General features: G+C 64.5%; 29 protein-coding genes and 2 tRNA genes. 17 read left to right on the forward strand and 14 right to left on the reverse strand.

All coding sequences use genetic code 11. From position 1 onward, the window contains the following. Window positions 1-32: 32 nt before the first annotated feature. A complete protein-coding gene (gene pgsA / locus ABIC94_RS10005; protein WP_354372866.1) occupies window positions 33-599 on the forward strand; it encodes a CDP-diacylglycerol--glycerol-3-phosphate 3-phosphatidyltransferase in 567 nt (188 codons plus the stop codon). After that, on the forward strand, window positions 596-1,483 hold the full coding sequence (locus ABIC94_RS10010; RefSeq protein WP_354372867.1) for a DMT family transporter: 888 nt from the start codon (window positions 596-598) through the stop codon (window positions 1,481-1,483). Before pgsA ends, ABIC94_RS10010 begins: the two co-directional genes overlap by 4 nt. A gap of 19 nt (window positions 1,484-1,502) precedes the next feature. Here the strand turns inward: ABIC94_RS10010 and ABIC94_RS10015 are convergent, their stop codons facing one another. After that, entirely contained in the window at window positions 1,503-2,450 is a 948-nt protein-coding gene (locus ABIC94_RS10015; RefSeq protein ID WP_354372868.1) for a LysR substrate-binding domain-containing protein, read from the reverse strand. An 85-nt stretch (window positions 2,451-2,535) separates the two neighbouring features. Between ABIC94_RS10015 and ABIC94_RS10020 the strand changes: the two genes are divergently transcribed. From ABIC94_RS10020 to ABIC94_RS10045, 6 genes are all read left to right on the forward strand, one after another. Continuing rightward, window positions 2,536-3,450, forward strand: a complete 915-nt coding sequence (locus tag ABIC94_RS10020) for an alpha/beta fold hydrolase (protein WP_354372869.1) — start codon at window positions 2,536-2,538, stop codon at window positions 3,448-3,450. After that, window positions 3,447-4,532, forward strand: a complete 1,086-nt coding sequence (locus ABIC94_RS10025; RefSeq protein ID WP_157613134.1) for a tartrate dehydrogenase — start codon at window positions 3,447-3,449, stop codon at window positions 4,530-4,532. The genes ABIC94_RS10020 and ABIC94_RS10025 overlap by 4 nt, the downstream gene beginning before the upstream one ends. Window positions 4,533-4,746: 214 nt before the next feature. After that, window positions 4,747-5,019, forward strand: coding sequence for an HU family DNA-binding protein (locus ABIC94_RS10030; protein ID WP_354372870.1), 273 nt, complete (start codon window positions 4,747-4,749; stop codon window positions 5,017-5,019). A gap of 27 nt (window positions 5,020-5,046) precedes the next feature. Then, a tRNA-Val gene (locus tag ABIC94_RS10035) sits at window positions 5,047-5,122 on the forward strand. Window positions 5,123-5,197: 75 nt separating this feature from the next. After that, window positions 5,198-7,108, forward strand: coding sequence for a SurA N-terminal domain-containing protein (locus tag ABIC94_RS10040; RefSeq protein WP_354372871.1), 1,911 nt, complete (start codon window positions 5,198-5,200; stop codon window positions 7,106-7,108). A gap of 103 nt (window positions 7,109-7,211) precedes the next feature. Beyond that, window positions 7,212-7,886, forward strand: coding sequence for a histidine phosphatase family protein (locus ABIC94_RS10045; RefSeq protein WP_354372872.1), 675 nt, complete (start codon window positions 7,212-7,214; stop codon window positions 7,884-7,886). Between the two features lie 36 nt (window positions 7,887-7,922). Here ABIC94_RS10045 and ABIC94_RS10050 read toward each other — a convergent pair whose 3' ends face one another. Further along, a complete protein-coding gene (locus ABIC94_RS10050; RefSeq protein WP_354372873.1) occupies window positions 7,923-8,255 on the reverse strand; it encodes a hypothetical protein in 333 nt (110 codons plus the stop codon). A gap of 23 nt (window positions 8,256-8,278) precedes the next feature. Next, window positions 8,279-8,530 (reverse strand): GlsB/YeaQ/YmgE family stress response membrane protein, encoded by a 252-nt coding sequence (locus ABIC94_RS10055; protein WP_354372874.1) that lies wholly within the window; start codon window positions 8,528-8,530, stop codon window positions 8,279-8,281. Window positions 8,531-8,727: 197 nt separating this feature from the next. Between ABIC94_RS10055 and ABIC94_RS10060 the strand changes: the two genes are divergently transcribed. The 3 genes from ABIC94_RS10060 to ABIC94_RS10070 all read left to right on the forward strand — a co-directional run bounded on the left by ABIC94_RS10060 (window position 8,728) and on the right by ABIC94_RS10070 (window position 10,131). Continuing rightward, on the forward strand, window positions 8,728-9,360 hold the full coding sequence (locus tag ABIC94_RS10060) for a YbhB/YbcL family Raf kinase inhibitor-like protein (RefSeq protein ID WP_354372875.1): 633 nt from the start codon (window positions 8,728-8,730) through the stop codon (window positions 9,358-9,360). Window positions 9,361-9,435: 75 nt separating this feature from the next. Then, a tRNA-His gene (locus ABIC94_RS10065) sits at window positions 9,436-9,511 on the forward strand. A gap of 275 nt (window positions 9,512-9,786) precedes the next feature. Further along, window positions 9,787-10,131 carry an H-NS histone family protein gene (locus tag ABIC94_RS10070; protein WP_354372876.1) on the forward strand — a complete coding sequence of 115 codons (345 nt, stop codon included), beginning with the start codon at window positions 9,787-9,789 and terminating at the stop codon, window positions 10,129-10,131. Between the two features lie 87 nt (window positions 10,132-10,218). Here ABIC94_RS10070 and ABIC94_RS10075 read toward each other — a convergent pair whose 3' ends face one another. Next, window positions 10,219-11,205, reverse strand: a complete 987-nt coding sequence (locus tag ABIC94_RS10075) for an NADPH:quinone oxidoreductase family protein (protein WP_354372877.1) — start codon at window positions 11,203-11,205, stop codon at window positions 10,219-10,221. A 128-nt stretch (window positions 11,206-11,333) separates the two neighbouring features. On the opposite strand from ABIC94_RS10075, the gene surE reads away from it, so the two are divergent. The 5 genes from surE to rlmD are packed head-to-tail and all read left to right on the forward strand — an operon-like array spanning window position 11,334 to window position 16,294. Then, window positions 11,334-12,092 carry a 5'/3'-nucleotidase SurE gene (gene surE, locus ABIC94_RS10080; RefSeq protein WP_354372878.1) on the forward strand — a complete coding sequence of 253 codons (759 nt, stop codon included), beginning with the start codon at window positions 11,334-11,336 and terminating at the stop codon, window positions 12,090-12,092. Window position 12,093: 1 nt separating this feature from the next. Next, a complete protein-coding gene (locus ABIC94_RS10085; protein ID WP_354372879.1) occupies window positions 12,094-12,867 on the forward strand; it encodes a protein-L-isoaspartate(D-aspartate) O-methyltransferase in 774 nt (257 codons plus the stop codon). A gap of 11 nt (window positions 12,868-12,878) precedes the next feature. Continuing rightward, complete coding sequence (locus ABIC94_RS10090) at window positions 12,879-13,769, forward strand: peptidoglycan DD-metalloendopeptidase family protein (protein ID WP_354372880.1); 891 nt, start codon at window positions 12,879-12,881, stop codon at window positions 13,767-13,769. 7 nt (window positions 13,770-13,776) lie between these two features. Further along, window positions 13,777-14,781, forward strand: coding sequence for a sigma-70 family RNA polymerase sigma factor (locus ABIC94_RS10095; RefSeq protein WP_354372881.1), 1,005 nt, complete (start codon window positions 13,777-13,779; stop codon window positions 14,779-14,781). A 52-nt stretch (window positions 14,782-14,833) separates the two neighbouring features. Continuing rightward, on the forward strand, window positions 14,834-16,294 hold the full coding sequence (rlmD, locus tag ABIC94_RS10100; protein ID WP_354372882.1) for a 23S rRNA (uracil(1939)-C(5))-methyltransferase RlmD: 1,461 nt from the start codon (window positions 14,834-14,836) through the stop codon (window positions 16,292-16,294). A 62-nt stretch (window positions 16,295-16,356) separates the two neighbouring features. Here rlmD and ABIC94_RS10105 read toward each other — a convergent pair whose 3' ends face one another. Then, window positions 16,357-17,058, reverse strand: a complete 702-nt coding sequence (locus tag ABIC94_RS10105) for a Bax inhibitor-1/YccA family protein (protein ID WP_354372883.1) — start codon at window positions 17,056-17,058, stop codon at window positions 16,357-16,359. Window positions 17,059-17,224: 166 nt separating this feature from the next. On the opposite strand from ABIC94_RS10105, the gene ABIC94_RS10110 reads away from it, so the two are divergent. Beyond that, window positions 17,225-17,632: a GlcG/HbpS family heme-binding protein gene (locus tag ABIC94_RS10110; RefSeq protein ID WP_028258861.1), complete on the forward strand. Its 408-nt coding sequence runs from the start codon at window positions 17,225-17,227 to the stop codon at window positions 17,630-17,632. 195 nt (window positions 17,633-17,827) lie between these two features. Here the strand turns inward: ABIC94_RS10110 and hemP are convergent, their stop codons facing one another. The 9 genes from hemP to ABIC94_RS10155 all read right to left on the reverse strand — a co-directional run bounded on the left by hemP (window position 17,828) and on the right by ABIC94_RS10155 (window position 26,231). After that, complete coding sequence (gene hemP, locus ABIC94_RS10115) at window positions 17,828-18,040, reverse strand: hemin uptake protein HemP (RefSeq protein WP_018903010.1); 213 nt, start codon at window positions 18,038-18,040, stop codon at window positions 17,828-17,830. 95 nt (window positions 18,041-18,135) lie between these two features. Next, on the reverse strand, window positions 18,136-18,549 hold the full coding sequence (locus ABIC94_RS10120) for an ExbD/TolR family protein (protein ID WP_307701852.1): 414 nt from the start codon (window positions 18,547-18,549) through the stop codon (window positions 18,136-18,138). 5 nt (window positions 18,550-18,554) lie between these two features. Continuing rightward, the gene (locus ABIC94_RS10125) at window positions 18,555-19,271 is read right to left on the reverse strand and encodes a MotA/TolQ/ExbB proton channel family protein (RefSeq protein WP_176658475.1); all 717 of its coding nucleotides are present in this window, start codon (window positions 19,269-19,271) and stop codon (window positions 18,555-18,557) included. A gap of 22 nt (window positions 19,272-19,293) precedes the next feature. Continuing rightward, window positions 19,294-19,995, reverse strand: a complete 702-nt coding sequence (locus ABIC94_RS10130) for an energy transducer TonB (protein WP_436317989.1) — start codon at window positions 19,993-19,995, stop codon at window positions 19,294-19,296. 108 nt (window positions 19,996-20,103) lie between these two features. Further along, window positions 20,104-20,376, reverse strand: a complete 273-nt coding sequence (locus tag ABIC94_RS10135) for a (2Fe-2S)-binding protein (RefSeq protein ID WP_354372885.1) — start codon at window positions 20,374-20,376, stop codon at window positions 20,104-20,106. Window positions 20,377-20,483: 107 nt separating this feature from the next. After that, on the reverse strand, window positions 20,484-21,164 hold the full coding sequence (locus ABIC94_RS10140) for a Fe2+-dependent dioxygenase (protein WP_354372886.1): 681 nt from the start codon (window positions 21,162-21,164) through the stop codon (window positions 20,484-20,486). A gap of 87 nt (window positions 21,165-21,251) precedes the next feature. After that, window positions 21,252-23,630: a catecholate siderophore receptor Fiu gene (locus ABIC94_RS10145; protein ID WP_354372887.1), complete on the reverse strand. Its 2,379-nt coding sequence runs from the start codon at window positions 23,628-23,630 to the stop codon at window positions 21,252-21,254. Between the two features lie 236 nt (window positions 23,631-23,866). Continuing rightward, window positions 23,867-25,219 (reverse strand): sulfite reductase subunit alpha, encoded by a 1,353-nt coding sequence (locus tag ABIC94_RS10150; protein ID WP_354372888.1) that lies wholly within the window; start codon window positions 25,217-25,219, stop codon window positions 23,867-23,869. A gap of 7 nt (window positions 25,220-25,226) precedes the next feature. Then, complete coding sequence (locus tag ABIC94_RS10155; protein WP_354372889.1) at window positions 25,227-26,231, reverse strand: FAD:protein FMN transferase; 1,005 nt, start codon at window positions 26,229-26,231, stop codon at window positions 25,227-25,229. Window positions 26,232-26,237 lie beyond the last annotated feature (6 nt).

Below are 26,237 nucleotides of genomic sequence, written 5' to 3' on the forward strand. Positions count from 1 at the left end.
GTCGGTCACGCGCGCATGACACAATCGCCCGCATGTTCTGGACCCTCCCGACCATCATGACCTGGACGCGCATCGTCGCGATTCCATTGATCGTTGGCGTGTTCTACCTGCCGATCGCAGAGCCGATGCGCAACCTGATTGCCACGGTCATGTTCATCGTCTTTGCCGCCACCGACTGGCTCGACGGCTACCTGGCGCGCAAGCTCAACCAGACCTCGGCTTTCGGCGCCTTCCTCGATCCGGTGGCCGACAAGTTCCTGGTGTGCGCCGCGCTGCTGGTGCTGGTGCACCTGCAGCGTGCCGATGTGTTCGTGGCACTGATCATCATCGGCCGCGAGATCGCCATCTCGGCGCTGCGCGAATGGATGGCGCGAATCGGCGCCGGCAAGAGCGTGGCGGTCCACATGATCGGCAAGGTCAAGACGACCGTGCAGATGATCGCGATTCCCTTCCTGCTCTATGACGGGCGTCTGTTCAACGTCATCGATACGGGCCTCTGGGGCCAGTGGCTGATCTGGATCTCGGCGGTGCTTACCGTGTGGTCGATGGTCTATTACCTGCAGAAGGCCATTCCCGAGATCCGGGCCCACAGCAAATGACGGTGGCGGCCACGGCACGCAGCTCGGGGTGGCTGCGGGCCATGCCGGCGGTCTTCGTGCTGATCTGGAGCACGGGTTTCATCGTCGCGCGGTACGGCATGCCATATGCGCCGCCCCTCAAGTTCCTGGCCGTGCGCTATGCGCTCTCCCTTGTTTGCTTCGCCATCTGGGTGGCACTGGCGAGAGTCGCCTGGCCGAAGGAACGCGCGCAGTGGGGGCACCTGGCGGCCACGGGCGTGCTGATGCAGGCGGGGTACCTGGGCGGCGTCTGGGCCGCGGTGCATGCGGGCATGGGCGCGGGGCTGGTGGCGCTGCTGGTCGGCATCCAGCCGGTGCTGACCGCCATCTGGCTTTCGTTCAATGGCGGGCGCATTTCGCAGCGGCAGTGGGCCGGCCTGGTGCTGGGCTTGGCTGGCCTGGTGCTCGTGGTGTCGCGCAAGTTCGGGCAGGGTTCGGAAGTCAGCGCGTTGACGATGGGGCTTGCAGTCATGGCGCTCCTTTCGATCACGGCGGGCACGCTGTACCAAAAGCGCTTCGTCGCGCCCTGCGATGTGCGCAGCGCGAGCGCCGTGCAAATGGTCGCGGCGTTGCTCGTGACCTTGCCCTTCGCGGCAATGGAAACGCAGGGCATCGAATGGAACGCGCATTCGACCGGCGCCATGGCCTGGTCGGTGCTGGCGCTGTCGCTCGGCGGCAGTTCGCTGCTCTACATGCTGATCCAGCGCGGCACGGCCACGGCCGTCACGAGCCTGCTCTATCTGGTGCCGCCTTGCACGGCGGTGATGGCCTGGCTGCTGTTCGGCGAGCCGATCACCTTGGTGACCCTGCTGGGCATCGGCCTCACCGCAATCGGCGTGAGCCTGGTAGTGCGCAGCGAGCGCTGACCCGGAGGTTTTTTCTTTATCAGCGCGGTGAACCGGCCTTGCCCGGTTTCCAGGGCTCGCCGCGAAACTGCTCCGCCAGGTGGTCGAGCAGCAGGCGCACGCGGCGCGGCGTCTTGGGCCGCCAGGGCGCAATCCAATGGATGTCGGCATCGGGCATGGCGTACTGGGGCAGCACGCGCACCAGTTCGCCGGAAGCCAGTTGCGGCGCGATATCCCACAGGCTGCGCAGCATGATGCCGTGGCCGGCCAGGCACCAATCGCGCACCATTTCGCCCGAATTGCTCGTCAACGGCCCTTGCACGCGCACGCGCGCCGTGCCGCCATCGCGCGCGTGGCGCAGCGTCCAGAGCGCGAACTGGCGTTGGTTGACCTCGCCGTTTTCGCGCGCCACCAGGCAGTCGTGCGTGCCCAGTGCGTCGACCGTGGCCGGCATGCCGCGTCGCTCCATATATGCAGGAGAAGCGGCAAGCACGCGCTGGTTGCGCGCGATGCGGCGCGTGACCCAGTCGGCCGTGCGGCGTTGCTGAACGGCCCAGAGCCAGAGCGCACCGTCGTAGCCTTCGGCGCCGAGGTCGGGGAGCCGCTCGGTCAGCAGCAATTCGATCTGCAGCCCGGGGTGCCGCGCCTGGAATGTTGCCAGGGCGGGGCCGAGCCAGCGCCTGCCAAAACCGAAAGTCGCCGCCAGCCGTATCGTGCCGACGAGTTCGTTCTGCCGTTCACCGAGTTCGCTTTCGAGCGCTGCAAAACCTTCGAGCAGCGTCTTGGCGTGCAGGCAGACGGCTTCGCCCTCGGCCGTGACGCTGAGGCGGCGCGTGGTGCGTTCGAACAACCGCTGGCCCAGCCGTGCCTCGAGCGCCCCGAGCCGCTTGGTCACGACGGAAGGCACCACGTCCAGCGTGGCGGACGCGCCCGCCAGGCTTCCCTGGTCGCGGATGGCCAGCACCAGCTCCAGATCGCCTCGGTCCATCGACAATGGATTCATGCCATATTGGAAAGTATGAATTGGCCTATTGTTGCTTGATGGTCGGCGGAGCGCAACGCACAATGGCCGCGTGACTGCTTCCTTCTTCGACTTTCCCGAATTCGATATCGAGCGCAACGGTGCGCGCGTGCATGGCCGCATCGGCGGCCGCGGCGCGCCCTTGCTGCTCTTGCACGGCCATCCGCAGACGCACCTGATCTGGCATCGTGTGGCGCCGACGCTTGCCGAGCGCTTCACGGTGGTGGCGGTGGACTTGCGCGGCTACGGCGATTCAGGCCGGCCTGCGGACGATGCCGACCATGAGGTCTACAGCAAGCGCGAAATGGCGCTCGATGCGCTCGCCGCCATGCGCCACCACGGTTTCGAACGCTTCGGCGTGCTTGCACACGACCGCGGCGCGCGGGTCGCGCACCGCCTGGCCGCGGACCACGCCGCTGCCGTCGACCGCATGATGCTTCTGGACATCGCGCCCACGCTCTCGATGTACGAGAACACCACCGAGGCGTTTGCCCGTGCCTATTGGCACTGGTTTTTCCTGATCCAGCCGCCACCGCTGCCCGAAGCGTTGATTGCCTCCGATCCGGTGCGCTATGTGCGCAGCGTGATGGGGGGACGTCACGCCGGTCTCGCGCCTTTCGCGCCGGAGGTGCTGGCCGAGTACGAGCGCTGTGCGGGTATTCCTGGCACGGCCGAATCCATTTGCGGCGATTACCGCGCTTCCGCCACCATCGACCTGGTGCACGACCGCGCCGACGTTGCCACCGGCCGCCGGCTTGCGCAGCCCCTGCGCGTGCTCTGGGGCGAACACGGTGCGGTGGGCCGCTGCTTCGATGTGCTGGCGCTTTGGCGCGAATGCGCCGACCAGGTTTCGGGCCGGGCGCTGCCGTGCGGCCACTATGTTCCGGAAGAAGCCCCGGGCGAGCTGCTCGCCGAGGCGCTCCAGTTTTTCACTCCCCCTTTCCAGCAAGAAGGAACCAGACCATGACCACCCACAGAATCGCAGTCATCGCCGGCGACGGCATCGGCAAGGAAACGATGCCCGAAGGCCTGCGCGTGGTCGACGCCGCGGCACGCAAGTTCGGTATCGACCTGAAGTTCGACCACTTCGACTTTTCGAGCTGGGACTACTGCGAGAAGCACGGAAAGATGCTTCCCGACAACTGGAAGGACCAGATCGGCGGGCACGATGCGATCTACTTCGGCGCGGTGGGCTGGCCCGAGAAAATTGCCGACCACGTGTCGCTCTGGGGTTCGCTGCTGCTGTTCCGCCGCGAGTTCGACCAGTACATCAACCTGCGCCCCGCGCGGTTGATGCCCGGCATCATCGCACCCGTGGTGCGCCGCGACGGCACGCCGCGCGAGCCTGGTGAGATCGACATGTACATCGTGCGCGAGAACACCGAGGGCGAATACTCGAGCATCGGCGGGCGCATGTACGAAGGCACGCCGCGCGAGATCGTGGTGCAGGAAACCGTGATGTCGCGCGTGGGCGTCGACCGGGTGCTCAAGTTCGCGTTCGAACTCGCGCAATCGCGCCCGAAGAAGCACCTGACGAGCGCCACCAAGTCGAACGGCATCTCGATCACCATGCCCTACTGGGACGAGCGCGTGGCCGAAATGGCCAAGAACTACCCGGGCGTGAAGCTCGACAAGTTCCACATCGACATCCTCACCGCCCACTTCGTGCAGCGGCCCGACTTCTTCGACGTGGTGGTGGCCAGCAACCTGTTCGGCGACATCCTTTCCGACCTGGGCCCGGCGTGCACCGGCACCATCGGCATTGCGCCCAGCGCCAACCTGAACCCCGAGCGCACCACGCCTTCGCTGTTCGAACCGGTGCACGGCTCGGCGCCCGACATCGCGGGAAAGGGCATCGCCAACCCGATTGGCCAGATCTGGTGCGGCGCGATGATGCTGGAGTTTCTGGGGCACAAGAAGGCCCACGACGCGATTCTTGCCACCATCGAAAAGGTGCTTGCGCCCCAAAGCGGAGCACCGCGCACGCCCGACATCGGCGGCAAGGCGAGCACCAGCGACCTAGGCAAGGCAATTGCCGAAGCGCTTTGAAATAGAGTTCACGAAACGCCCCTAAAATCGCGCGCTCCGCTGTTCTGCATGGCCTCGTGTCGTATTGACACCCTGCAGACCAGTGGTTGTAATCCTCGCTGGCAGTGCGCTGCCGAGGCGTCAGTCCTGCCAAATTTTTTGCGTCGCGTCATTTCGCGGCCGGTTCGCAGCTGACGAAAGCCGACCAACTTTATTTCTTCGACAAGGGGCCCTTGTGAACAAGTCCGAACTGATTGAGCACATCGCAAAAAACGCCGATATTTCCAAGGCAGCCGCCACGCGCGCACTCGAATCCACCATCGGCGCCATTCGTACCACGCTCAAAAAAGGCGGCTCCGTGTCGCTGGTCGGTTTCGGAACTTTCGCAGTGGGCAAGCGGGCCGCCCGCACCGGCCGCAATCCCCGGACCGGCGACGCGATTAAAATCAAGGCCGCCAAGATTCCGAAGTTCCGTCCGGGCAAGGCGCTGAAAGACGCGCTGAACTAAGACGTAGACTCGGAGAGTTTCCCGGTGGGGTGCTTAGCTCAGTTGGTAGAGCGGCGCCCTTACAAGGCGTAGGTCGGGGGTTCGAGCCCCTCAGCACCCACCACCACCGATGCAAAGGCGAACACAGGTTCGCCTTTTTTATTGCCGTTCGACATCCGTCGCAAGAGAGTGTTCAAGCATGTTTGATTTCTTCCGCAAGTACAACAAGATCGTCATGATTTTCTTGTTCTTGCTGATCATTCCCTCGTTCGTCCTGTTCGGCGTGGACCGCTACCAGGGCTCCGGCAACGAGGAAAAGGTCGCGCGTGTCGATGGCAACGGCATCACACGTTCCGAGTGGGATGCGCAGCATCGCACCGAGGTCGACCGCATTCGCCAGCAGTCGCCGAACGTCGATCCGACGCTGCTCGACTCCGATGTGATGCGCTATGCCACGCTGGAGCGCCTGGTGCGCGATCGCGTGCTGGCCGCTGCGGCAGCCAAGTCGAACATGACGATTTCCGAAGAACGGCTGTCGCGGATCTTTGCGCAGGACGCAGGCCTTGCCTCGTTCCGCACGCCGGACGGCAAGTTCGATCGCGAAACCTTCCAGCGCGTGACCGGCCGCACCCCGGAGCAGTACGAAGCCTCGATGCGCGCCGACCTTGCAACGCAGCAGGTGCTGCTGGGCGTTTCGGGCACGGCGTTCACGCCGCCCGCGCTGGCGGCTGCCACCATCAATGCCTTCTATGACAGCCGCGAAATCCAGGTGGCGCGCTTCAGCCCCGAGAGCTTCGCATCGAAGGTAACGGTCAGCGATGCCGACATCGAGACCTACTACAAGGACCACGCGGCGCAGTTCCAGGCGCCCGAGCAGGCCAGCATCGAGTACCTGGTGCTCGACACCGAGGCCGCCAAGAAGAACATCTCGGTGAACGAGGCCGACCTCAAGACCTACTACGACGAGAACAAGGCGCGCTTCGGCACGAAGGAAGAGCGCCGCGCGAGCCACATCCTGATTACCGCACCGGCCAGCGCGCCGGCGGCCGATCGCGAAAAGGCCAAGGCAAAGGCGGAACAGCTGCTGGCCGAAGTGAAGAAGGCACCTGCCACCTTTGCCGACGTTGCGCGCAAGAATTCGCAAGACCCCGGGTCTGCGGAGAAGGGCGGCGACCTCGACTTCGTTACCCGCGGCGCAATGGTCAAGCCTTTCGACGACGCGATGTTCGCGCTCAAGAAGGGCGACATCAGCGACGTCATCGAAACCGAATTCGGCTATCACGTCATTCGGTTGACCGACATCAAGCCGGCTGTGGTGCCCCCGTTCGAGCAAGTGCGCGCCACCATCGAGAGCGAAGTTCGTGCACAGCAGGCAACGCAGGAATTCGCAAAGGCCGCTGAAGCCTTCACCGACGCGGTGTACCAGCAGCCGGACAGCCTCAAGCCCGCGGCGGAAAAGCTGAAGCTCACGATCCAGACGGCGACCAATGTCGGCCGCACGGCGGCACCGGGCGCGACGGGGCCGCTGGCGAGTCGTAACTTCTTGAGCGCGTTGTTCGCGCCCGACTCGCTGGACCGCAAGCAGAACACCGAGGCGATCGAAGTCGGTTCGAACCAGCTCGCATCGGGCCGTGTGGCGCAATACACGCCCGCACATCCGATGCCGCTGGCCGAAGTGAAGGACAAGATTCGTGCGCAGCTCATCACCGAGCGTGCCGCGGTGATGGCAAAGACCGAGGGCGAAGCCAAGCTCGCCGCCTGGACCACCAAGGCCGACGGCGCGACCTTCGGCGCACCGGTCACGATTTCGCGTCGCGAATCGAAGAACCAGCCCATTGCGATCATCGACGCCGCGCTGCGCGCCGATGCGTCCAAGCTGCCCGCACTGGTGGGTGTCGATCTGGGCACCCAGGGCTTTGCGGTGGTCCGCGTGACCAAGGTCGTTCCGCGCACGCCGTCCGCACCTGAACAGGCGCAGCAAGAGAACGCGCAGATCGGCCAATCCGTGGCCGCGGCGGAGGACCTCGCGTACTACAACATGTTGAAGGAACGGTTCAAGGCCGAGATCCTCGTGCCGAAGCCGGCCGATACGCTGCCGCCGGCCCGCTGACAACGCGCGCCGTGTCACGTCCGGGTCACTGGCGTGAAGCTGGCCGGGCGTTTCGTCGCACGTGGGACAAGCGCGCAATGCGCTTGTCGCCAGAATCGCGTGCATGGGAACCCTCTACCTCGTGCGCCATGGCCAAGCCAGTTTCGGCGCCGCCGACTACGACAACCTGAGCGAGCTCGGGCACAAGCAGTCTGTGCGCCTGGGCGAGTACTGGCGCGAGCGCGGCATGCACTTCGACGCCGTGATCACCGGTACCTTGAAACGCCACCGGCAGACCTGGGAAGGCATTGCCGAGGGGCTCGGCCTGAAGCGCGACGACGTGCTCCCGTGGCCCGGGCTCAACGAGTACGACAGCGAAGCAGTCATTGCCACCATCCACGAAGGCAAGCTCGAAAAGCCCGATTCGCCCGAGATGTACCGGCATCACTTCCGCCTCCTGCGCAATGGCCTGAGCGGCTGGATGCTTGGCAAGACCCAACCTGCCGGCATGCCGAGCTATGTCGACTTTCTGGCGGGCGTGACCACGGCGCTGGACCATGTGCGCGATCGTCACCATGGCGCCAAGGTGCTGGTGGTGTCGAGCGGCGGGCCGATCAGCACGGCGGTCGGCCATGTGCTTGGCACGAGCCCGGAAACGACGATCGAGCTCAACCTACGTATCCGCAACACCGCGGTGACCGAGTTTGCCTTCACGCCCAAGCGCCACATGCTCGTGACGTACAACACGCTACCGCATCTGGACGCCCCCGCTTACGAGAGCTGGGTCACCTATGCCTGAAGCGAGGGAAGCATCGGTGCCGGAAGGGCGCTGGCTTCAGGCCTGCCAGACGCCGTAGCCGTTCGTGCGCAGCCGGATGCCGAGCTCGACCTCCATCGATCGCGCATCCTCGTAGCTCATCGGGTTGTAGCGTTCATAGAGGGCGGGCAGCAGCCGGAGGCCGAATTCCTGCACGAAGCTGTTGGCCTGGATGCCGGCCTTGTGCTTGTCGAATCGAATGTCGGGGTCGAGGCCGGTCATTCCGACATAGACGAAAGGCTTGCCGAGCTGATAGTCGGGATTGGCCCGCCTGAAACGGCCATGGTTCCATACGCGGTCGTCGAGCTCGACCACATAGACATGATGCCTGGCTTGCGGTTTGCGCGGCATCAGTCAGTCCGCACTGCTCTGAATCAGCTCTTGTTGCGCTTGATCAAGCCGTAAAGGACGAGCAGCACGATCGCGCCGAGCACCGATGCAATGAAGCCGGCTCCCTGGCCCGCGGTGTACCAGCCCATGGCTTGGCCCACATAGGTCACGATCAATGAACCCGCAACGCCGATCAGCGTGGTCACGATGAAGCCCGCGGAATCGTCGCCCGGCTTGACGGCCCGCGCAACGAGACCCACGATGAACCCGATCAGAATAGTCCAGACGATGCTCATGAAGAAGTCCTTTGGCGGTGAGTTGAAAAGCGGCGCCCGTTGATTCAGGCGGCAGCCATGATAGCGGAGCGAAACCGGCGCCAAGAGCGGGGAAGCACATTGGCTGCGGGTTCGAGAATTTTGGCGCGGACTACGCCATCTCTCGCTTGCTGCGGCGTCCTACAGGGCGTGGTGCCGCACAGGGCTATACCGAAGCCATGCTCGAAAAATTGCCTGAAGTCATCGGCCACGCGCTGCACGGAATGCGCGCGGGGCTGGACAAGATCATTTTCAATACGCTCGGCATGCGGCAGGGCATGGCGTCCATCGCGCTGACCAGCGTGGCTTTCGTGGACCATGGCCCGCTTCCCGCCCGATATACGGCCGACGGTGAAGGCGTGTCGCCACCGCTGCAGTGGGCCAATCTGCCGGCGGAAACCACCTCGCTGGTGCTGGTGGTCGAGGACGCCGATTCCCCGACGCCGAACCCGCTGGTGCATGCCATCGCGGTGGGCCTGCGGCCGGGCGACGGCAAGCTCGACGAGGCGGCCATTCCCAGCCGGGACAACGAAGGTGCCGCGGGCTTGCATGTCGGGCGCAACTCAGGGCTGCAGGCTGCCTGGCTCCCGCCCGATCCTCCGCCGGGGCATGGCGCGCACCGCTATGCTTTCCAGTTGTTTGCGCTCGACAGCGCGCCTCTCTTTTCCGCCACGCCCGGACGCGATGAAATTTTCGAAGCGCTGCGCGAACATGCGCTTGCCAGCGGCCTGCTGATCGGCACCTGCGAAAGGCCGGACGGCTCCATCAAGATCCAGAAGGCCGCGCCGGCAGGGCCGTTGGCAACAGGTTGAGCAGAATTTCAGGCGTTTTCGAATGCCCTGGTGGCGAAAACCGGAGTTTTTGCCGCTACAATTGCGGGCTCTGCGGTGGCTGTAGCTCAGCTGGTAGAGTCCCAGATTGTGATTCTGGTCGTCGTGGGTTCGAGTCCCATCAGCCACCCCAAAATACTTCCCTGACTGCTATTGCGCAATAGCGTCCAAGGGACCACAACGCCGGGCCAGCCCCGGCGTTGTCATTTCCGGCTGTTACTGCCGTTGGGGCTTAACCCCTTGTATTCCCTCTTTTTGTTCGATAAGAACACGCGCCAAGTGTGCTTTGCATTGTGCGCCGCCGCAAACTAACGATGCGCCTCGGGGGTTTTTCTGGTACCGGCATGCTTGTTTTAAATTGAAATTGAATTAAAATTCGCCCCGTTTCCAATTTTCAGGAGTCCAACAATGGCTTCGACCCTTGCCGATATCAATTCCCAGATCAAGAAGCACGACGAGCTGATTGCGCAATTGCGCAAGCAGGCCGAAGACCTTCGTAACCAAGAACGTTCGGGCGTCATTGAAGAGGTGCGCAAGAAGATTGCCGAATACGGTTTGACGGCGTCCGATCTGAAACTCAGCGCACGCATCGGCTCGGTCAAGCGCGGCGTTGGAGCACCCGGGACCAAGGCTGCGGCCAAATACCGTGGCCCAAGCGGCGAAACCTGGTCTGGCGGCCGCGGCCGCAAGCCGCGTTGGGTGACCGAAGCGTTGGCGGCCGGCAAGTCGCTTTCCGAGTTCGAGATCAAGTAAACGTCCGACAGGGCCCCTGGCCAATAAAAAAGCCCGCATCCGCGGGCTTTTTTATTGCGTGGGTGGAACCAACGCGGCGCAAGGCGCTCAGTTCACCATGACGAGTTTTCCTTTGACGCCGCGCGAACCCATGTGGGCGTAGGCTGCTTTCAATTCTGCCATCGGCATCGTGCTGTCGATCACCGGCTTGATCTTTCCTTGACCGTACCAGTGTGCCAATTCGGCCATCATTTGAGCATTGGCCTTGGGTTCGCGCTTGGCGAAATCGCCCCAGAACACGCCCACCAGCGAAGCGCCTTTCAGCAGGGTCAGATTCAATGGCAGCGATGGAATCGGGCCAGAGGCAAAGCCAACCACCAAATAGCGACCGCGCCAGCCAATCGAGCGAAATGCCGGCTCGGCAAAATCGCCGCCCACCGGGTCGTAAATGATGTCGGGGCCCTTGCCGTCGGTCGCGGCCTTGATGGCATCGCGAAAACCGTTGGGAAGCGCATGCGTCGTGTAGTTGATGGTGGCATCGGCGCCAATGGAGCGGCAGAGTTCGCATTTCTCGTCCGTGGAAGCCGCCGCAATCACTTTTGCGCCTGCTGCCTTTGCGATTTGTATGGCCGCGGTGCCCACGCCGCCGGCGGCACCGAGCACGAGCACGGTTTCTCCGGCCTTGAGTTGCGCGCGGTCCATCAGCGCATGCCACGAGGTGGCATAGATCATGATGAACGCCGCTGCGTCGATGTAACCGAAACCTTCCGGCAGCGGCATGCAAAGAGCGGCCGGCGCCAGCGCATGGGTTCCGAAGCCGCCGGTGCCCGAAAGGCACGCCACGTTCTGCCCGACCGAGAGGTGCGTGACGCCTTCGCCCACCGCCTGGACGATGCCGGCATATTCCGAGCCGGGCACGAAGGGCAGGGGTGGCTTGATCTGGTACTTGTTCTGAACGATCAGCAGATCGGGAAAATTGAGGCTGGCGGCCCTGATTTCGATCAGCACCTGGCCCGGACCCGGCGTGGGTGTGGGCAGTTCCTTCCAGGTCAGCGCGTCGACGCCGGTGGGGTTTTCGCAAAGCCATGCGTGCATGCTCGGGTCTCCTTGAATGAGTCGTGTGGGGGCAATGAATGCGAGGCGATGATAGGGGGCGCGGCGGGGCGCCGTTGTCCCTGCTGCGACGCACCCGGCGCCTACAATCCGGAGCACCGAAAAGCACCATGAAGATACTTATTTCCAATGACGATGGCTTTCAGGCACCGGGCATCGTCGCATTGCACGACGCTCTGAAAGACATCGCCGACGTCGAGGTGGTTGCACCCGAGCACAACAACAGCGCCAAGTCGAACGCGCTCACTCTCGCCGCACCGCTCTACGTGCACAGGGCGCACAACGGTTTTCGCTACGTCACGGGCACGCCGGCCGACTGCGTTCATATCGCGCTCAAGGGGCTGCTCGACTACCGGCCCGACCTGGTGGTGTCCGGTATCAACAACGGCGCCAACATGGGTGACGACACCATTTACTCGGGCACCGTCGGTGCCGCGATGGAGGCATACCTGTTCGGCATTCCGGCCATTGCGTTCTCGCAGATCGAAAAGGGCTGGGCGCATGTCGATGCGGCCGCGCAGGTGGCGCGCCGGCTGGTGCAGCAGATCGAGCGCGAGCGCATGATCGACGGCGGCGCTTTCCTGCTCAACGTGAACGTGCCGAACCGGCCGTTCGAGGAACTCAAGCCGATCAAGGTCTGCCGGCTCGGCCGCCGCCACGCGGCGGAAAAGGTAATTACGCAGGAGAGCCCGCGCGGCGAGACGATGTACTGGATTGCAGGCGCCGGCGGCGCCAAGGACAGCGGCGAAGGCACCGACTTTCACGCCACCGCCTCCGGCCACGTCGCATTGACACCGCTGCAGATCGACCTGACCGATCACGCCAACCTGGGGCAATGGCGCGAGACGGTAGCCCGTCTCGGCAATTGACATGGCCACGCAACGGCCTGGATTCCCGGTTCGCCTGACCCCCACTGCTTCGGCCGCCACCCGCGGGCGCCTGCCTGCCGTGCCTGCCAAGCCGATGGTGCCGGCCACGCCCTCGATGGCTTCCGACGCCGTGCGTGCGCGCATGGTGCAGAAACTCGCCGCCCAGGGCATTACCGACCCCCGTGTGCTGCGCGCGTTGGGCGCGGTCGAGCGGCATCGCTTCGTCGACAGCGCACTGGTCAACCAGGCGTACGAAGACACGAGCCTGCCCATCGGGCTGGGCCAGACCATTTCAAAACCCAGCGTGGTGGCTCGCATGATCGAGCTTCTGCTGGGTGCGCCCGCGCTGGCCGGCAAGCCGCAAGACCGCCTCGGCCGGGTGCTCGAAATCGGCACCGGTTGCGGCTACCAGGCCGCGGTGCTGAACCACGTGGCCACGGAGGTCTACAGCATCGAGCGCCTGCGCGGGCTGCACGAGCGCGCGCGCGCCAATCTGCGGCATTTCCGGCTGGCAACGGTGCATCTGATGCTCGGCGACGGCATGGTCGGCTATGCCAAGGGTGCGCCTTACGCCGGAATCATCGCCGCCGCGGGTGGCGAAGCGGTTCCGCAAGCCTGGACCGAACAACTCGCCGTGGGCGGACGCATCGTCGCGCCCACGCAATCGGCGGGGGGCGGACAGGCGCTCGTCGTCATCGATAAAACCGCCCGTGGGCTGGAGCGCCGCATTCTTGAGGCGGTTCACTTTGTCCCCCTAAAATCGGGCATCGCTTGAAGGAACAACACATGCAGGGTTTTGGCAATCGGAGTTGGTGCGCTGGTATCACGTTGGCCGTTGTGCTCGTGATCGCGGGCTGCGCCGCACCGCGAGGGCCGGCGCCGGTCGAAGACCGCGGCACGATGACGCGCGCGCCCAATGCGGCACCCGGTGGCCCGCTCATCACCACCGACGCGTCGGGCAAGCCGCTTCCCGGTATCGAGAACTATGGCAAGCCGGGCTATTACGCCGTGCGCCCTGGCGACACGATTCGCCGCATCGGAAACGAGACCGGCCAAAGCTGGCAGAACATCGCTCGCTGGAACAATCTCGACAACCCCGACCTGATCGAAGTCGGCCAGGTGCTGCGCGTGGTTCCGCCAGTGGGTCCGACCTCCACCACCGTTGCGGCCATGCCGGCTCCCGCCGAAGGTGCCACGACCAAGCCCGTCACGCCGCAGGCAGTATTGCCCGCGGCTCCCGCGAGTGCAGCGGCCAGCAAGCCGCCGGTCACCGCATCGCCATCGGCACCTGCTGCCAATTCGGGCGACGAAGACCTCGGCTGGATCTGGCCGGCGCATGGCACGCTCATCGCAGGATTCGACGACGCCAAGAACAAGGGCTTCGATATCGGCGGCAAGGCGGGCGATGCAGTCCTCGCAGCGGCCGATGGCCGCGTGGTCTATGCAGGTGCAGGCCTGCGCGGGTACGGCAACCTCATCATCCTGAAGCACAACAACACCTACCTCACGGCCTATGCGCACAACCAGACGCTGCTCGTGAAGGAAGACCAGTCGGTGCAAAAGGGCCAGAAGATCGCCGAGATGGGCAACAGCGACGCAGACCGCGTCAAGCTGCATTTCGAAATTCGTCGCCAGGGCAAGCCTGTCGACCCGGCACGCTACCTGCCGAGCCGGTAAAAATGCCATGGCCGCCTCTCGCCCCCGCCGCACACTGCCTGTGCGTCGGCTGGCGGGCCGGGCCAGGGCCGTAGCAGCGAACAGCCAGGAGAGCGGGACTGCAAAGCCAGGCCATGCTGCCGCAGACCTGATTGCAGTTACCGAACCGGCCGGCGGCGAGGGCGCAGACGCCCTCACCATCTACCTGCGGCAGGTGCGGCGCACCGAGCTCTTCACGCCCGAACAGGAATATCAGGCTGCATGCGCTGCCCGCTCCGGCGACTTCGCCGCGCGGCAATCGATGATCGAGCACAACCTGAGGCTGGTTGTGAACATCGCCAAGGCCTATCTCGGCCGCGGCGTGCCGCTTTCCGACCTCATCGAGGAAGGCAACCTCGGCCTGATGCACGCCATCACCAAGTTCGAGCCCGAGCGAGGTTTTCGCTTTTCTACCTATGCGACCTGGTGGATCCGGCAATCGGTCGAGCGTGCGGTCATGACCCAGGCGCGCGCAATCCGACTGCCCGTGCACGTGGTGCGTGAACTGCAGCAGGTGCTGCGCGCCCGCCGCACGCTCGAAGGTGACGCCGAGTTCCTGGCGCACCGGCCCGACGGTGTGCGAGTGGAAGACGTCGCGGCGTTTCTGGGACGCGAAGTGCAGGCGGTCGCGGAACTGCTTGCGCTTGCGGAAGCCCCGCGCTCGCTGGATGCCGGCGATGCACGCGGCGACGAAGGCTTCACCCTGGCCGACACCGTGGCGTCCGATGATGAGCGGGGCGACCCGACCGACGTCACGCACACCCACGAGGTTGCGCGCTTGCTCGATCAATGGGTTCATGCCCTCGATGCGCGCGAGCGCGAGGTGCTGGAAGGCCGCTATGGCTTGCACGATCGCGAGCCCGAAACGCTCGAGGTGCTGAGCGTTCGCCTCGGCCTGACGCGCGAGCGCGTGAGGCAGATCCAGAACGAGGCGCTGGCCAAGATGCGCCGCCAGCTGATCCGGTCCGGGGTGGGGCGCGACGCGCTGTTCTAGGCGAAGCCGCCGTGTCCGCGGGAAGCAGAGCCGGCGCTGAGACAATCGGGGGATGACGGAATCCATCGAAGAAAAGAAAGTCCCCGCGAAAGCCCCCGGGAAAGCCTCGGCAAGCTCACCCGACGAATGGCTCAAGGTCGAGTCGCTCGACCTGGACGCGCAAGGCGTTGCGCATAACGCCGAAGGCATGGTCGTGTTCATCGAAGGCGCCTTGCCCTTCGAGGAAGTGCAGTTCAACGTTCATCGGCGCAAGAACAACTGGGAGCAGGGCACGGTCACGGCCATCCGGCGTGAGTCGTCGCAGCGCGTGCGCCCCGGCTGCCCGCATTTCGGCTTGCACACCGGTGCCTGCGGTGGCTGCAAGATGCAGCATCTGGACGCCGCGGCGCAGGTTGCGGTGAAGCAGCGCGCCCTGGAAGACAACCTGTGGCATCTCGGCAAGGTTCGGCCCGAGAACGTGCTGCGGCCGATGGAAGGGCCGGCTTGGCACTACCGCTATCGCGCGCGGCTTTCGGTGCGCCACGTGGTCAAGAAGGGCACGGTACTGATCGGCTTTCACGAGCGCAAGAGCCGGTATCTTGCCGATATGCAGGTGTGCCCGGTGCTGCCGAAGCAGGTCAGCGACATGCTGATGCCGCTGCGCGCACTCATCGGCTCGATGGATGCACGCGAGGCCTGCCCGCAGATCGAGCTTGCCTGCGGCGATGCGCCCGGTACGACTGCGCTCGGCACGATTGCGCTGGTACTCAGGCACCTGGAATCGCTGTCCGACGCGGACATCGGCCGCTTGAAGGCGTTCGCGGCGCAGAACCCCGGCGTTCAATGGTGGCTGCAGGCCAAGGGCCCCGAAACAGTAAAGCTGCTGGAGGAGGGCGGCACGCAGCTGTCGTACGAGCTGCCCGAGTTCGGTGTCACCATGCCGTTCAAGCCGACCGATTTCACGCAGGTCAATCCGCACATCAATCGCGCGCTGGTGGGCAAGGCGCTGCGTCTTCTCGATGTGAAGCCGGAAGAGCGCGTGATCGACTGGTTCTGCGGCCTTGGCAATTTCACCTTGCCGCTGGCCAGCCGGGCGCGCGAGGTTCTGGGTATCGAGGGCAGTGACACCCTCGTGGCGCGCGCTGGCGACAACTTCAAGAAGAATCAGCCCGCCACGCCCGCCAGACGGGCGCTTTCGCCGACCCGGTTCGTAGCCCGCAACCTTTTCGAGATGACGCCCGCCATGCTGGTGGCGGACGGCAGCGCCGACAAGTGGCTGGTCGACCCGCCGCGCGAGGGCGCTTTTGCGCTCGCCAAGGCCATGGCCGATCTGCACCTGCAGCCCGAACTGCGAACCGACGGCTGGACGCCGCCGAAGCGCATCGTGTACGTGAGCTGCAATCCGTCCACCCTTGCGCGGGATGCCGGCTTGCTCGTGCACCAGGCCGGATACCGCTGCACATTCGCCGGGGTGATCAACATGTTCCCGCACACGGCGCACGTCGAGTCGATTGCGGTGTTCGATCTGGCATGAAAAAAGGGCCCGTCGGGGCCCTTTTGGATACTGGCGCCGTGGGCGCCGCTCGTTTCTTTCGATCAGTCGCGTTCGCCGCCGGCGAGGCCCAGCAAGGCCAGCAGGCTCTGGAACACGTTGAACAGGTCCAGGTAGAGCGCGAGGGTGGCGCTGATGTAGTTGGTCTCGCCGCCGTCCATGATCTGCTTCAGGTCATAGAGCATGAACGCCGAGAAGATGCCGATGGCCGCCACCGAGATGGCCATCATGCCGGCGCTCGAGCCGACGAAGACGTTGATGATGGCGCCCACCATCAGCACCATGGCGCCGACGAAGAGCCACTTGCCCATGCCGGACAGGTCGCGCTTGATGACGGTGGCCAGGGATGCCATCACGAAGAACACGCCGGCGGTGCCGCCGAATGCCGTCATGATGAGCTCGGAACCGTTCTTGAAGCCCAGCACCATTGCGATCAGGCGCGACAGCATCAGGCCCATGAAGAAGGTGAAGGCCAGCAGCACCGGCACGCCAGCGGCCGAGTTCTTGGTTTTCTCGATGGCGAACATGAAGCCGAAGGCGCCGCCGAGGAAAACGATGAGGCCCAGCCCGCCCGTGAGCGATTGGGTGATGCCGGTGCTGACGCCGACCCATGCGCCCAGCACAGTGGGCAGCAGGCTCAGTGCAAGCAGCCAATACGTGTTGCGCAGGACGCGTTGGCGCTCAGCCTGCGGCAGCGCCTGGCCGTAGCCGGCGGAAGTGTCGAGGGTGGTAACGCGGTCGTTCATGGCCGTAGCTCCTTTGGTTGCTGCAATGACGCAGTTGGGCGCATTCTAGGGGTCTGCAAGAGGGGGTGATACACAAAGACCGTATGAACGATGGTCCTAAGGCCCCTGGGGCTTTCCGGCACGTTGGCCGTTATGCTGTCGGGTTTTACGCAACCAGACGCTCAACATGAAGACCAAGTCCTTCCTCGAACTCGCCGACGTCAAGGCCATTGCCGCGGCTGCCGAAGCCGAAGCCCTGAAGAACAACTGGGCCGTGACCATCGCCATCTCCGACGACGCCGGCAACCTGCTCTGGCTCCAGCGCCTCGACGGAGCTGCTGCTCTGTCTTCGCACATTGCCCCGGCCAAAGCCCATACGGCGGCCATGGGTCGCCGCGAGAGCAAGGTCTACGAAGACATCATCAACGGCGGCCGTACCGCGTTCCTCACGGCGCCCGCCGTGCAGGGCCTCCTGGAGGGCGGCGTGCCCATCGTGAAGGACGGCCAGGTGATCGGCGCCGTCGGCGTGAGCGGTGTGAAGTCGAACGAAGATGCCCAGATCGCCAAGGCGGGCATTGCAGCGCTCGGCCTTTGATGACGTAGCTTGCTGCGCGGTGTTCCGCGCAGAAAAGCAAAACGCCGACTTCGAGTCGGCGTTTTTTATGGGTATTCAGCGTGAAAAAAAGCTTGGCTAGTCGGCGAACCGTTGGCTAGCAAAAAACGACCCTTCGGAGATGAATCTCCTGGAGTCGCCCCACGATGAAACTTGCGCGAAGGGCGGGCTGGTTGCTTACTTGGTAAGAATCAGCTTGCCGAGTTTGGTCGCCTGAAGACGATAGAGGGAGCCGTTGTGCATGATGCCCACGGTTTTGCTCCCCTTGAGAAGCTCCGTGCTTTCGACCATTGGCGCCGGACGGGGAGCCTGGATGGACGCGTGTCCGCCACCCGATTGGTCGAGCGATGGATGGCTCAGCACAGAAAAGGCGTTCGGTTTGGCTTGCATCTGAAATTCCCCTTAACGAAGCGATGACTGAATGATAATGATTCGCAATAAAAAGTCAATCGCGGCGATCAACTTTTTTTAGCTCATTCAGTGACTTACTTCGCGTCGGGCTCCGTAATGAAGCCGATCTTGCGTACGCCGGCCTCTCGCGCCTCCGACATGGCCTTGGCCACGCGCTCATAGCGAACCGCCTTGTCGCCGCGGATGTGCAGCTCGGGCTGCGGGTCCTTCGCGGCCTCGGCGGCCAGGCGGCCGGGCAGCTCGCCGTCTTCGATCTTCTGCTCGTTCCAGTAGTAGCTGCCGTCGGCCGTGATGCTGAACAGGATGTTCTGCGGCTTGGGCTGCTCGGGTTCGCTGGTGGCGCGGGGAAGGTCGATGTTTACTGCGTGTTTCATCACCGGCACGGTGATGATGAAGATGATGAGGAGCACCAGCATGACGTCGACCAGCGGCGTCATGTTGATCTCGTTCATTACCTCATCGGGTTCGTCCTGGGTACCGAAAGCCATGATGCTCAGCCCTTCTTGAGCGGAACCACGATGGCGTCGCCACTGCCGCTTTGCACGCGAGCGCCGGTCACGAAGTAGGCGTGCAGGTCATGGGCGAAGCTGTTGAGCTTGGTCAGCACGAACTTGTTGCCGCGGACCAGCGCGTTGTAGCCCAGCACCGCCGGAATCGCCACCGCGAGGCCCAGCGCCGTCATGATCAGCGCCTCGCCGATCGGGCCCGCCACCTTGTCGATGGTGGCCTGGCCCGCCGAGCCGATGCTCATGAGCGCGTGATAGATGCCCCAGACGGTGCCGAACAGGCCGATGAACGGAGCCGTCGAACCGACGGAGGCCAGGATGGCCAGGCCGGTTTGAAGGCGCGCCGTGAATGCGTCGATGCCGTTGCGCAGTGCGCGCGTGATCCAGTCGCTCACATCGAGCGCGTCGTGCAGATGAGCCTTTGTGTTGCGGTGGTGCGCAGCCGCTTCGCGGCCTTCCAGCGCCAGCGCGCGAAACGGGTTGCTGTCGTCCTTGCCGAGCTTGTTCAGCGCGGTTGCGAAGTCTTCGCTGTGCCAGAAGTCTTGCGAGTTCTTCGCGAGGCGCTTGTATTTGATGACGTCGAGGGCCTTGACGATGATCACGATCCACGACGCAAGCGACATGCCGATCAACAGCACCGCGACGGCCTTGGTGACGAAATCGCCCTGGTTCCAGACGTTCATCAAGCCGAATTGGGAATCCATACGAAGTTGCTCCAGAGAAAAATTAGTTCAATTTGAATGAGAAGGGCGCCCGCAGCAGGTAGGTGGTCTGCGCGTTGCCTCCCGTTTGCCTGAACGGCGTGACCTGGGCGGTTCGCGCGGCACTAAGCGCCGCTTCGTCCAGGCGTTCGAACCCGCTGGACTTGTAGAGTTCGACGCGCTTGGCAAAGCCTTCGCTGTCGAAATAGATCGAAACGACGGTTGTTCCCGACTCGCCCAACCGCCTGCTCATGCTGGGAAATACCAGCTTGGGCTCCCTGACGTAGCGCGTCTGGCCTTCCGAAATCTCGATTGTCCGTGGTGCGGGCGGCGCTGGCGGCGGAGCCGGAGGAGCGGGCGGCGTGGGAGCGGGGGCCTCCGCAACAGGTGCGGGGGGCGGAGGCTCGGGCACCCCGACCGGTGCGCTTGGCGCGGGTGTCGGCTTCGGCTCGCGTATGGCAACCGGGCGCGGCGGAGGCTTGACCGCTTCAGGCTTGCGCTGCGGAGGCGGCGGGGGGGGAGGGGGCGGCGGCTCGGCCGGCTTGGGCGCCTCGACGAACTGGCTCAATATTTCGACTGGAATCACCACTTCGGCAGCCCGGCGCAGCAGGCCGCTTTGCAGCGCCCACAGCGCGGCTGCGTGAAACAGGATCACGCCTCCGGCAATGAGTGCATTGCGCGAGAGGCCCAGAACGGAGGGAGGGGGGGCAAAGCGGTCAGACACGATCAACCAATTCGAATACGGGCACGCACGGAACGCGCCCCGATTGCAGCAAAACCGCTACGACTACTGTTTACTTACGAAAGATCCACCAGACGGAGCCTGCGACGAGTATCAGGCTGCCGCCGATTGCCGAGAAGAGTTCCATGCCTTGCTTTCCGAGATGGAGGTGGCAAGCTGGATCGCGCTCACTCCCGATTCGCGATTCAACGCGGCGACCGGATGCGAGGCACTGCACTGCGCGACGATATCGCGCGCACAACCTTCACACTGGCCGCACTGGGTGGCCACGCCAAGCTCGAACTGGACTTCGTCGAAAGTCATGCCGGCTCGCACGTGACGTGCGATTTCACGGTCGGAGACTCGGCGGCAGACGCAAACGATCATGGCGGTGAAAGCGGCAGTTGGCTGGCTGGTTTGGATTCGAGTCGATTATAAATACGAATCCATCGCATTTGCAATAACTATGGTGTTACCGGAGGTGGGAGACGCGGCTACATCTCCGACCAGAGCCGCAAAAGGTTGTGGTAGTGGCCCGTGAGTGCCACCGTTTCGTCGCATTCGCCCAGCCGGGCACGCAGTTTCTGGATGTTCTGGTCGAGTTCGAACAGCATGGCGCGCTGCTGGTCGCTGCGCACCATGCTCTGGAGCCAGAAAAATGAGCAAACCCGCGCGCCACGCGTGACCGGGTGCACGCGGTGCAGGCTGCTCGCCGGATAAAGAATGAGGTCGCCGGCCGGCAATTTCACTTCGTGCGACCCATAGGTGTCGATCACCTCGAGTTCGCCGCCGTCGTACTCCTCCGGATCGCACAGGAAGAGCGTGCAGGAGAGATCGGTTCGCAGTTGCTGGCCGCCTTCGGGCAGCGCGCGCACCGCACCGTCGACGTGAACCCCATAGTGCTCGCCGCCTTCGTAGCGGTTGAATAGAGGCGGCACAAAGCGCAAGGGCAGTGCCGCCGCGAAGAACAGCGCGTGTCGCGACAGCGCGGCGAGCACGGCGCTGCCGAGCTCGCGTCCGATGGGCGAGGACTCCGGCAACTGGCGGTTGCGTTTGACCTGCGCGCCTTGTTCGCCGACGGTTTCGCGGCCATCGATCCAGTTCGTGGTGTCGAGCGCCGCGCGCATTTCGCGCACCTGAGCGGCACTCAGTACGTCAGGCACATGCAACATCATTTTCAGGGACTCCGTAACGAGAAAAGCCCCGGCGTGGGCCGGGGCTCGAGTTTCGCACCGTGCCGGGCGGGACCCGGCACAGAGGCGTCAGAACGCGAAGTTCGCAGTGATCTTCGCCGAGCGCGGCGTGCCCGGTGTATAGCGGTAGCCGCTCTTGTTGATGGCCGCCGCGTATTGCTTGTCGAACAGGTTGGAAATGTTCAGCTGGATGTCGAGGTTCTTGTTGATGCGGTACGACGCCATGGCGTCGACCACCCAATACGAATCGATATACGACGGCGTACCCACGGCGCCGTCGGTACCGCGATGCAGTTTGCCGGTGTAGCGCGCACCGCCGCCGACGGTCAGGCCGAACGGGAACTGGTAGGTGGTCCAGGCGGTGAAAGCGTTCCTCGGGGTGTAGGTCAGCACGTTGGTGCCGTCCGCGGTGACACTGGGGCCGCTCTGCACCTTGGTGTCCATCGTGGTGAACCCGGCGCTCACGCCCCATTGTTCGGTGATGGCGCCAGCCACGCCCAGCTCGATGCCCTGCACACGCTTCTTGCCGCTCTGGGAAAAGACCGCGGCGTTGGTCGGATCCTGCACCACTTCGTTGGTCACATCCGTGCGATAGATCGCGCCCGTCAACGAGATCTTGTCGTTCAGCACGTCCCACTTCGTGCCGATTTCGAAGGTCTTGGCCTTCTGCGGCAGGAAGTCGGTGCGTGCCGCGCTGTTGCCCGATCCGCCCGCCGACAGCGAGAAGTTCGCGCCGCCCGGAGGCTGCGCAGACGTGCCGTAGGCCGCGTAGATGCTGCCGTTCTTCGCGGGCTTGTAGACCACGCCGATCTTGCCGGTGAACAGGTTGTCGGAGAGCTTCAGCGAAGAGGGCACCAGCGTCCCGACCGGAAGGCGCGGGTTGTTGGCTGCCGTCGACAGCGTCGAGCCCTGGAACGAGGTGCTGTAGTGGTCCAAGCGCAGGCCGCCGGTGATCTGCCATTGCTCGTTGAGCTTGATGGTGTCGAAGGCGTAGAGGCCCACCGTGTTGGTCACGCCCTTGCTGTCGGCGCCGCTGGCAACTCGGTTGTAGCCGTTGACATAGGGGTTCGGCGCGTACAGGTTGGCGGCCGGCCAGGCGCCGTTCTGCACCACGCTGCCGTTGAACGTTGCGCCGGGGCTGAAGTAGCCCAGGTTCGACTGCTCTTCACGGATCAGTTCGAGGCCGGCACTGAGCGAGTGGCTCACGCTGCCGGTGTCGAACTTGGAGGTCACGTTCGTCTGGTTGACGAAGATCGTGTTTTCCTGGTTCTTGTTGGTCGGCGAGTTGCGCGTCACAGTCCAGGTGGCAGGCAGGCCAGGAACCGGCGTATTGAGGAATGCCGTGTTCGCGGCTGGGCGTGCGCCGCTGGCGGTCAGGCCGCCAAGCATGAACGACGTCAGCATGTAGTCCTGCTTCGTCTTGCCGTAGCGGGTGGTGTTGCGCAGCGTGGTGTCGGGCGTGAAGTCGTGCTCGACGCGCGCGGTGAACATGTCCGCCGTCACCGTGTTGAAGTCGTAGGCGGTGCCGTAGAAGTTCTTCGGGTCGACCGGCGCGGCAAGGTTCAGGAAGCTGCGGCGGCGGGCGCCGAGGGCCGTCGGGTCGGGGTTCGAATAGCTCGGCAGGCCGATGGTGGGCACACCGCCATCGGGCACGTTGTCCTGGTCGACGTGCAGGTAGTCGAAGTAGAAACGCGTGGGCGAGTTCAGGCCAAGCGCGATCGAGGGAGCGATGGCCGTGTGCTTGTTCTTGACAAAGTCGCGGCCGGGCACGCCCGAGTCTTCTGCCACCGCATTCAGGCGGAAGGCGGCACCAATGCCGTTGGCGCCGCTGAGCGACTTGTTCCAGTCGATGCTGCCGCGCTTGTAGTCGGCGCTGCCGAAACCGATCGAGCCCGTGAAGCTGTCTTCGAGCTTCGGCTTCTTGGTGACCAGGTTGATGTAGCCGGTGGGCGAGGCGCGGCCGACGTCGGTGCCCGACGGGCCCTTCACGACTTCGACCTGCTCGATGTTGAACACGTCGCGCGAGACCGAGCCGAGGTCGCGGATGCCGTCGACGAAGATGCTGCTCGAGCTGTCGAAGCCGCGCATGAAGACGGCGTCGCCCGTATTGGTGTTGCCGTTCTCACCGAGGAAGAAGGTGCCCACGCCAGCGGTGTTGCGCAATGCTTCGGTCAGCGTTGTCGCGCCCTGTTCGCGGATGATCTGTTCCTTGATGACCTGGATCGTCTGCGGCGTGTTCACCAGCGGGGCGGTGAACTTGGGGTTGGCCGAGGTGTCGGTCTTGTAGTCGACGGCGGCCGATTCCTGCACGCGGACTTCGGGCAGCGCACCGCGTGTCTGGGCAAAGGCGGCGGGGGCCGCAATGGCCATGAGTGTTGCGGCGGCAGCGCCGGAAAGGTGTGGAACGGCGCGCGCGACGGCGTGTTTGCGGCTCTTGATATAGGCCATGAAGTTTTTCTCCGGAAAGGGCGGCGAGCTAGGACTCGACTGGCGATGTCCGCACGTCGCTTTCAGGAGAAAACCGAGGACTGGCTGGGTGAGTCAATTTGCGAAGAGCGCAAATTGGTGCAAATGATAGTGATTCGCACTACATACGGCTTCAGGATTGTGAACTTAATGCTGTAGTTTTGTTGCGATTGTTGTCGTTCAGCAACAAAGGCGAGCTTGGCAGGATGCGCGCTTTTTCAGTAGACGTCCCGTCGATAGCGCCCGCTTGCGGACAAGTCGCTCCATAGCGCCTCTCCGGCGATTTGCCGCAATGCGGCATCCACCCCCGATGCCATGCCTTGCAGGCTTCCGCACACATAAATGGCCGCGCCGTTGTCCAGCCATGTGCGCAGCGCGTCCGCCGATTGCAGCAGCCTGTGCTGGACGTACGAGCGCTCGGGCTGATCGCGCGAAAAGACCATGTCGAGCCGCTGCAGCACGCCGCCGGCTTGCCAGGTTTCGATCTCGCCGCGGTACAGGAAGTCGTGGGCGGCCTGCCGTTCGCCGAACACCAGCCAGTTGTCATGGCGGCATGCCGCCGCGCGGGCGCGCAAGTGGGCACGCAAGCCGGCAAGCCCGGTGCCGTTGCCGATGAGGACCAGGGGCCGGTCCTCGTTGCCGTCGAGGCGAAAGGCGCGGTGCGGACGCACTCGCACCGCGACGGTGTCGCCGATCGCGAGTGAGGAAGTGAGGAGACCGGATGCGGCGCCGAGGGTGCCGTCGGGGTGTTGTTCCTGCCGCACCAGCAGTTGCAGTTCGCCGTCGGCAGGCAGTGAAGCGATGGAGTAGTCGCGTGGACGTGACGGGTCGCTCGCGAGGGCGATCTGCGCCAGGTCGCCGGAAGCCCAATGAGGCATCGTGCCCGCCTGTGGCTTCAGGCCCAGGTGGAAGACCGGGGCACCGGTGCTGCCGGCATTGAGCCATTGGCGTGTAGTGAGTTGCCATGGCGTGAAAGCGGCGGCTGGATCTTCAGTCAACGCATCGCCCCATTGGGCTTGCCAGGCGGCCAGCGCCACCGGGTCGCTGTTGTCGACCTCCACGCATTCGAAATCGCGCCGGGCACCGGCCGCATGCAGCCACGCATCGAGCGCGCGGCCGAAGCCGCAAAAGTTCTTGTACTGGCGGTCGCCGAGCGCCAACACCGCATATCGCAGCGAGTGCAGGGCCGGAGGCGAACCCATCACGCGCTTGGCAAACACGCCCGCGCCGTCGGGCGCATCGCCTTCGCCGTAGGTGCTGGCCACGAAAAGCGCCCGGCTTGCCGAGGCCAGCGTGGTGGCATCGAGGGCATTGAGTTCCATCACGCGCACCGAAGCACCCCCGGCATGCAGTTGCCGCGCTGTCTGCCTCGCGATGGCCTCCGCCTGCCCGGTCTGGCTGGCGAAGAGAACGAGGGTGGGAGGCTCGCGGTCGTCGGCAGAGAGCGCCGCGGCCTCACGGGCGGCAACGGTGCGCGAGCGCCGCTGACGCGCATAGATGGCGAGACAAAGCGCCGTGTAGGCCGCCGTCGTGGCGCCTGCACCCAGCATGCGCAACATCGCCTCTGTCATGCCTTGGTCATGCCTGGGTCTGTGCGAGCCAGGCGCGTGTGGCGCATGGACCCGGCGGCCCTTCGCCGTGGCTGGCGAACAGGGCGGCGATGTCGTGGCGCTCTGCGAAGGCAAGGCCCTCGTCCGGTCCGAGCACTGTCAGCACGGTGGCCAGCGCATCGGCGTCCATGCACCGTGGATGCAGCACTGTGACGCTCGCCAGTGAATGCGTGATGGGCTCGCCGTTGCGCGGGTCGATCGTGTGCGACCAGCGACGGCCACCTTGCTCGCGCCGATGCCAGCGGTCGCCCGAGGTGGCGATGGCCATGTCTGCGAGCGCAACGGGTCGCGCGGTTGCCAACTCACTGTCGGCCTGCACCTGCCACGGCTGACCGCCGGGACGGCGCCCGACGCCTCGCAGTTCCCCGCCTACTTCGAACAACAGATCGGCAAGGCCAAGCGTACGCAACGCCTCGACACCGTGATCGACCGCGAAGCCCTTGGCAATGCCCGAGAGGTCGAGCGCGAGGCCTCCCTGCTGCAGCAACGAGCCATCCACCGCATCGAACGCGAGCCGCTCCCAGCCGACGCGCGCACGTGCCTCGACGAGGACCTCGGGCGAGGGCAGGCCGCCTTCTTGCGCGTCAGGACCGAACCCCCAGCAGGCCACCAGCGGTCCGACGGTCGGATCGATGGCGCCTGCGCTGGCGAGCGCCCAGTGAAGGGCGCAACGCATCACATCGGCAAACTCTGGGGGCAGTACATGGCGTGAATCCGGCGGCGCGCGATTGAAGCGGCTGATGTCCGATGCCGGCTCCCAATGACTCATCTGCGCGATCACGCGGGCGAGGGCTGTTTCGACTGTCTCACGCACCCGTTCCAGCGCAAGCATGCGCGGGTTGTCGAAGCGCAGCGACCAGGTGGTGCCCATCGTCTGCCCGCTCAACTGCTGCAGGGTGGCCGGGTCGGCGCGTCGCGGTACGGCCGCGTTGGCGTAGCCGCCCGCGCGCCAGGTGCTGAAGGAGGGTCCCAAGGCTGC

The sequence above is a fragment of the Variovorax paradoxus genome, assembly GCF_040544635.1.
Classification (GTDB): domain Bacteria; phylum Pseudomonadota; class Gammaproteobacteria; order Burkholderiales; family Burkholderiaceae_C; genus Variovorax; species Variovorax paradoxus_R.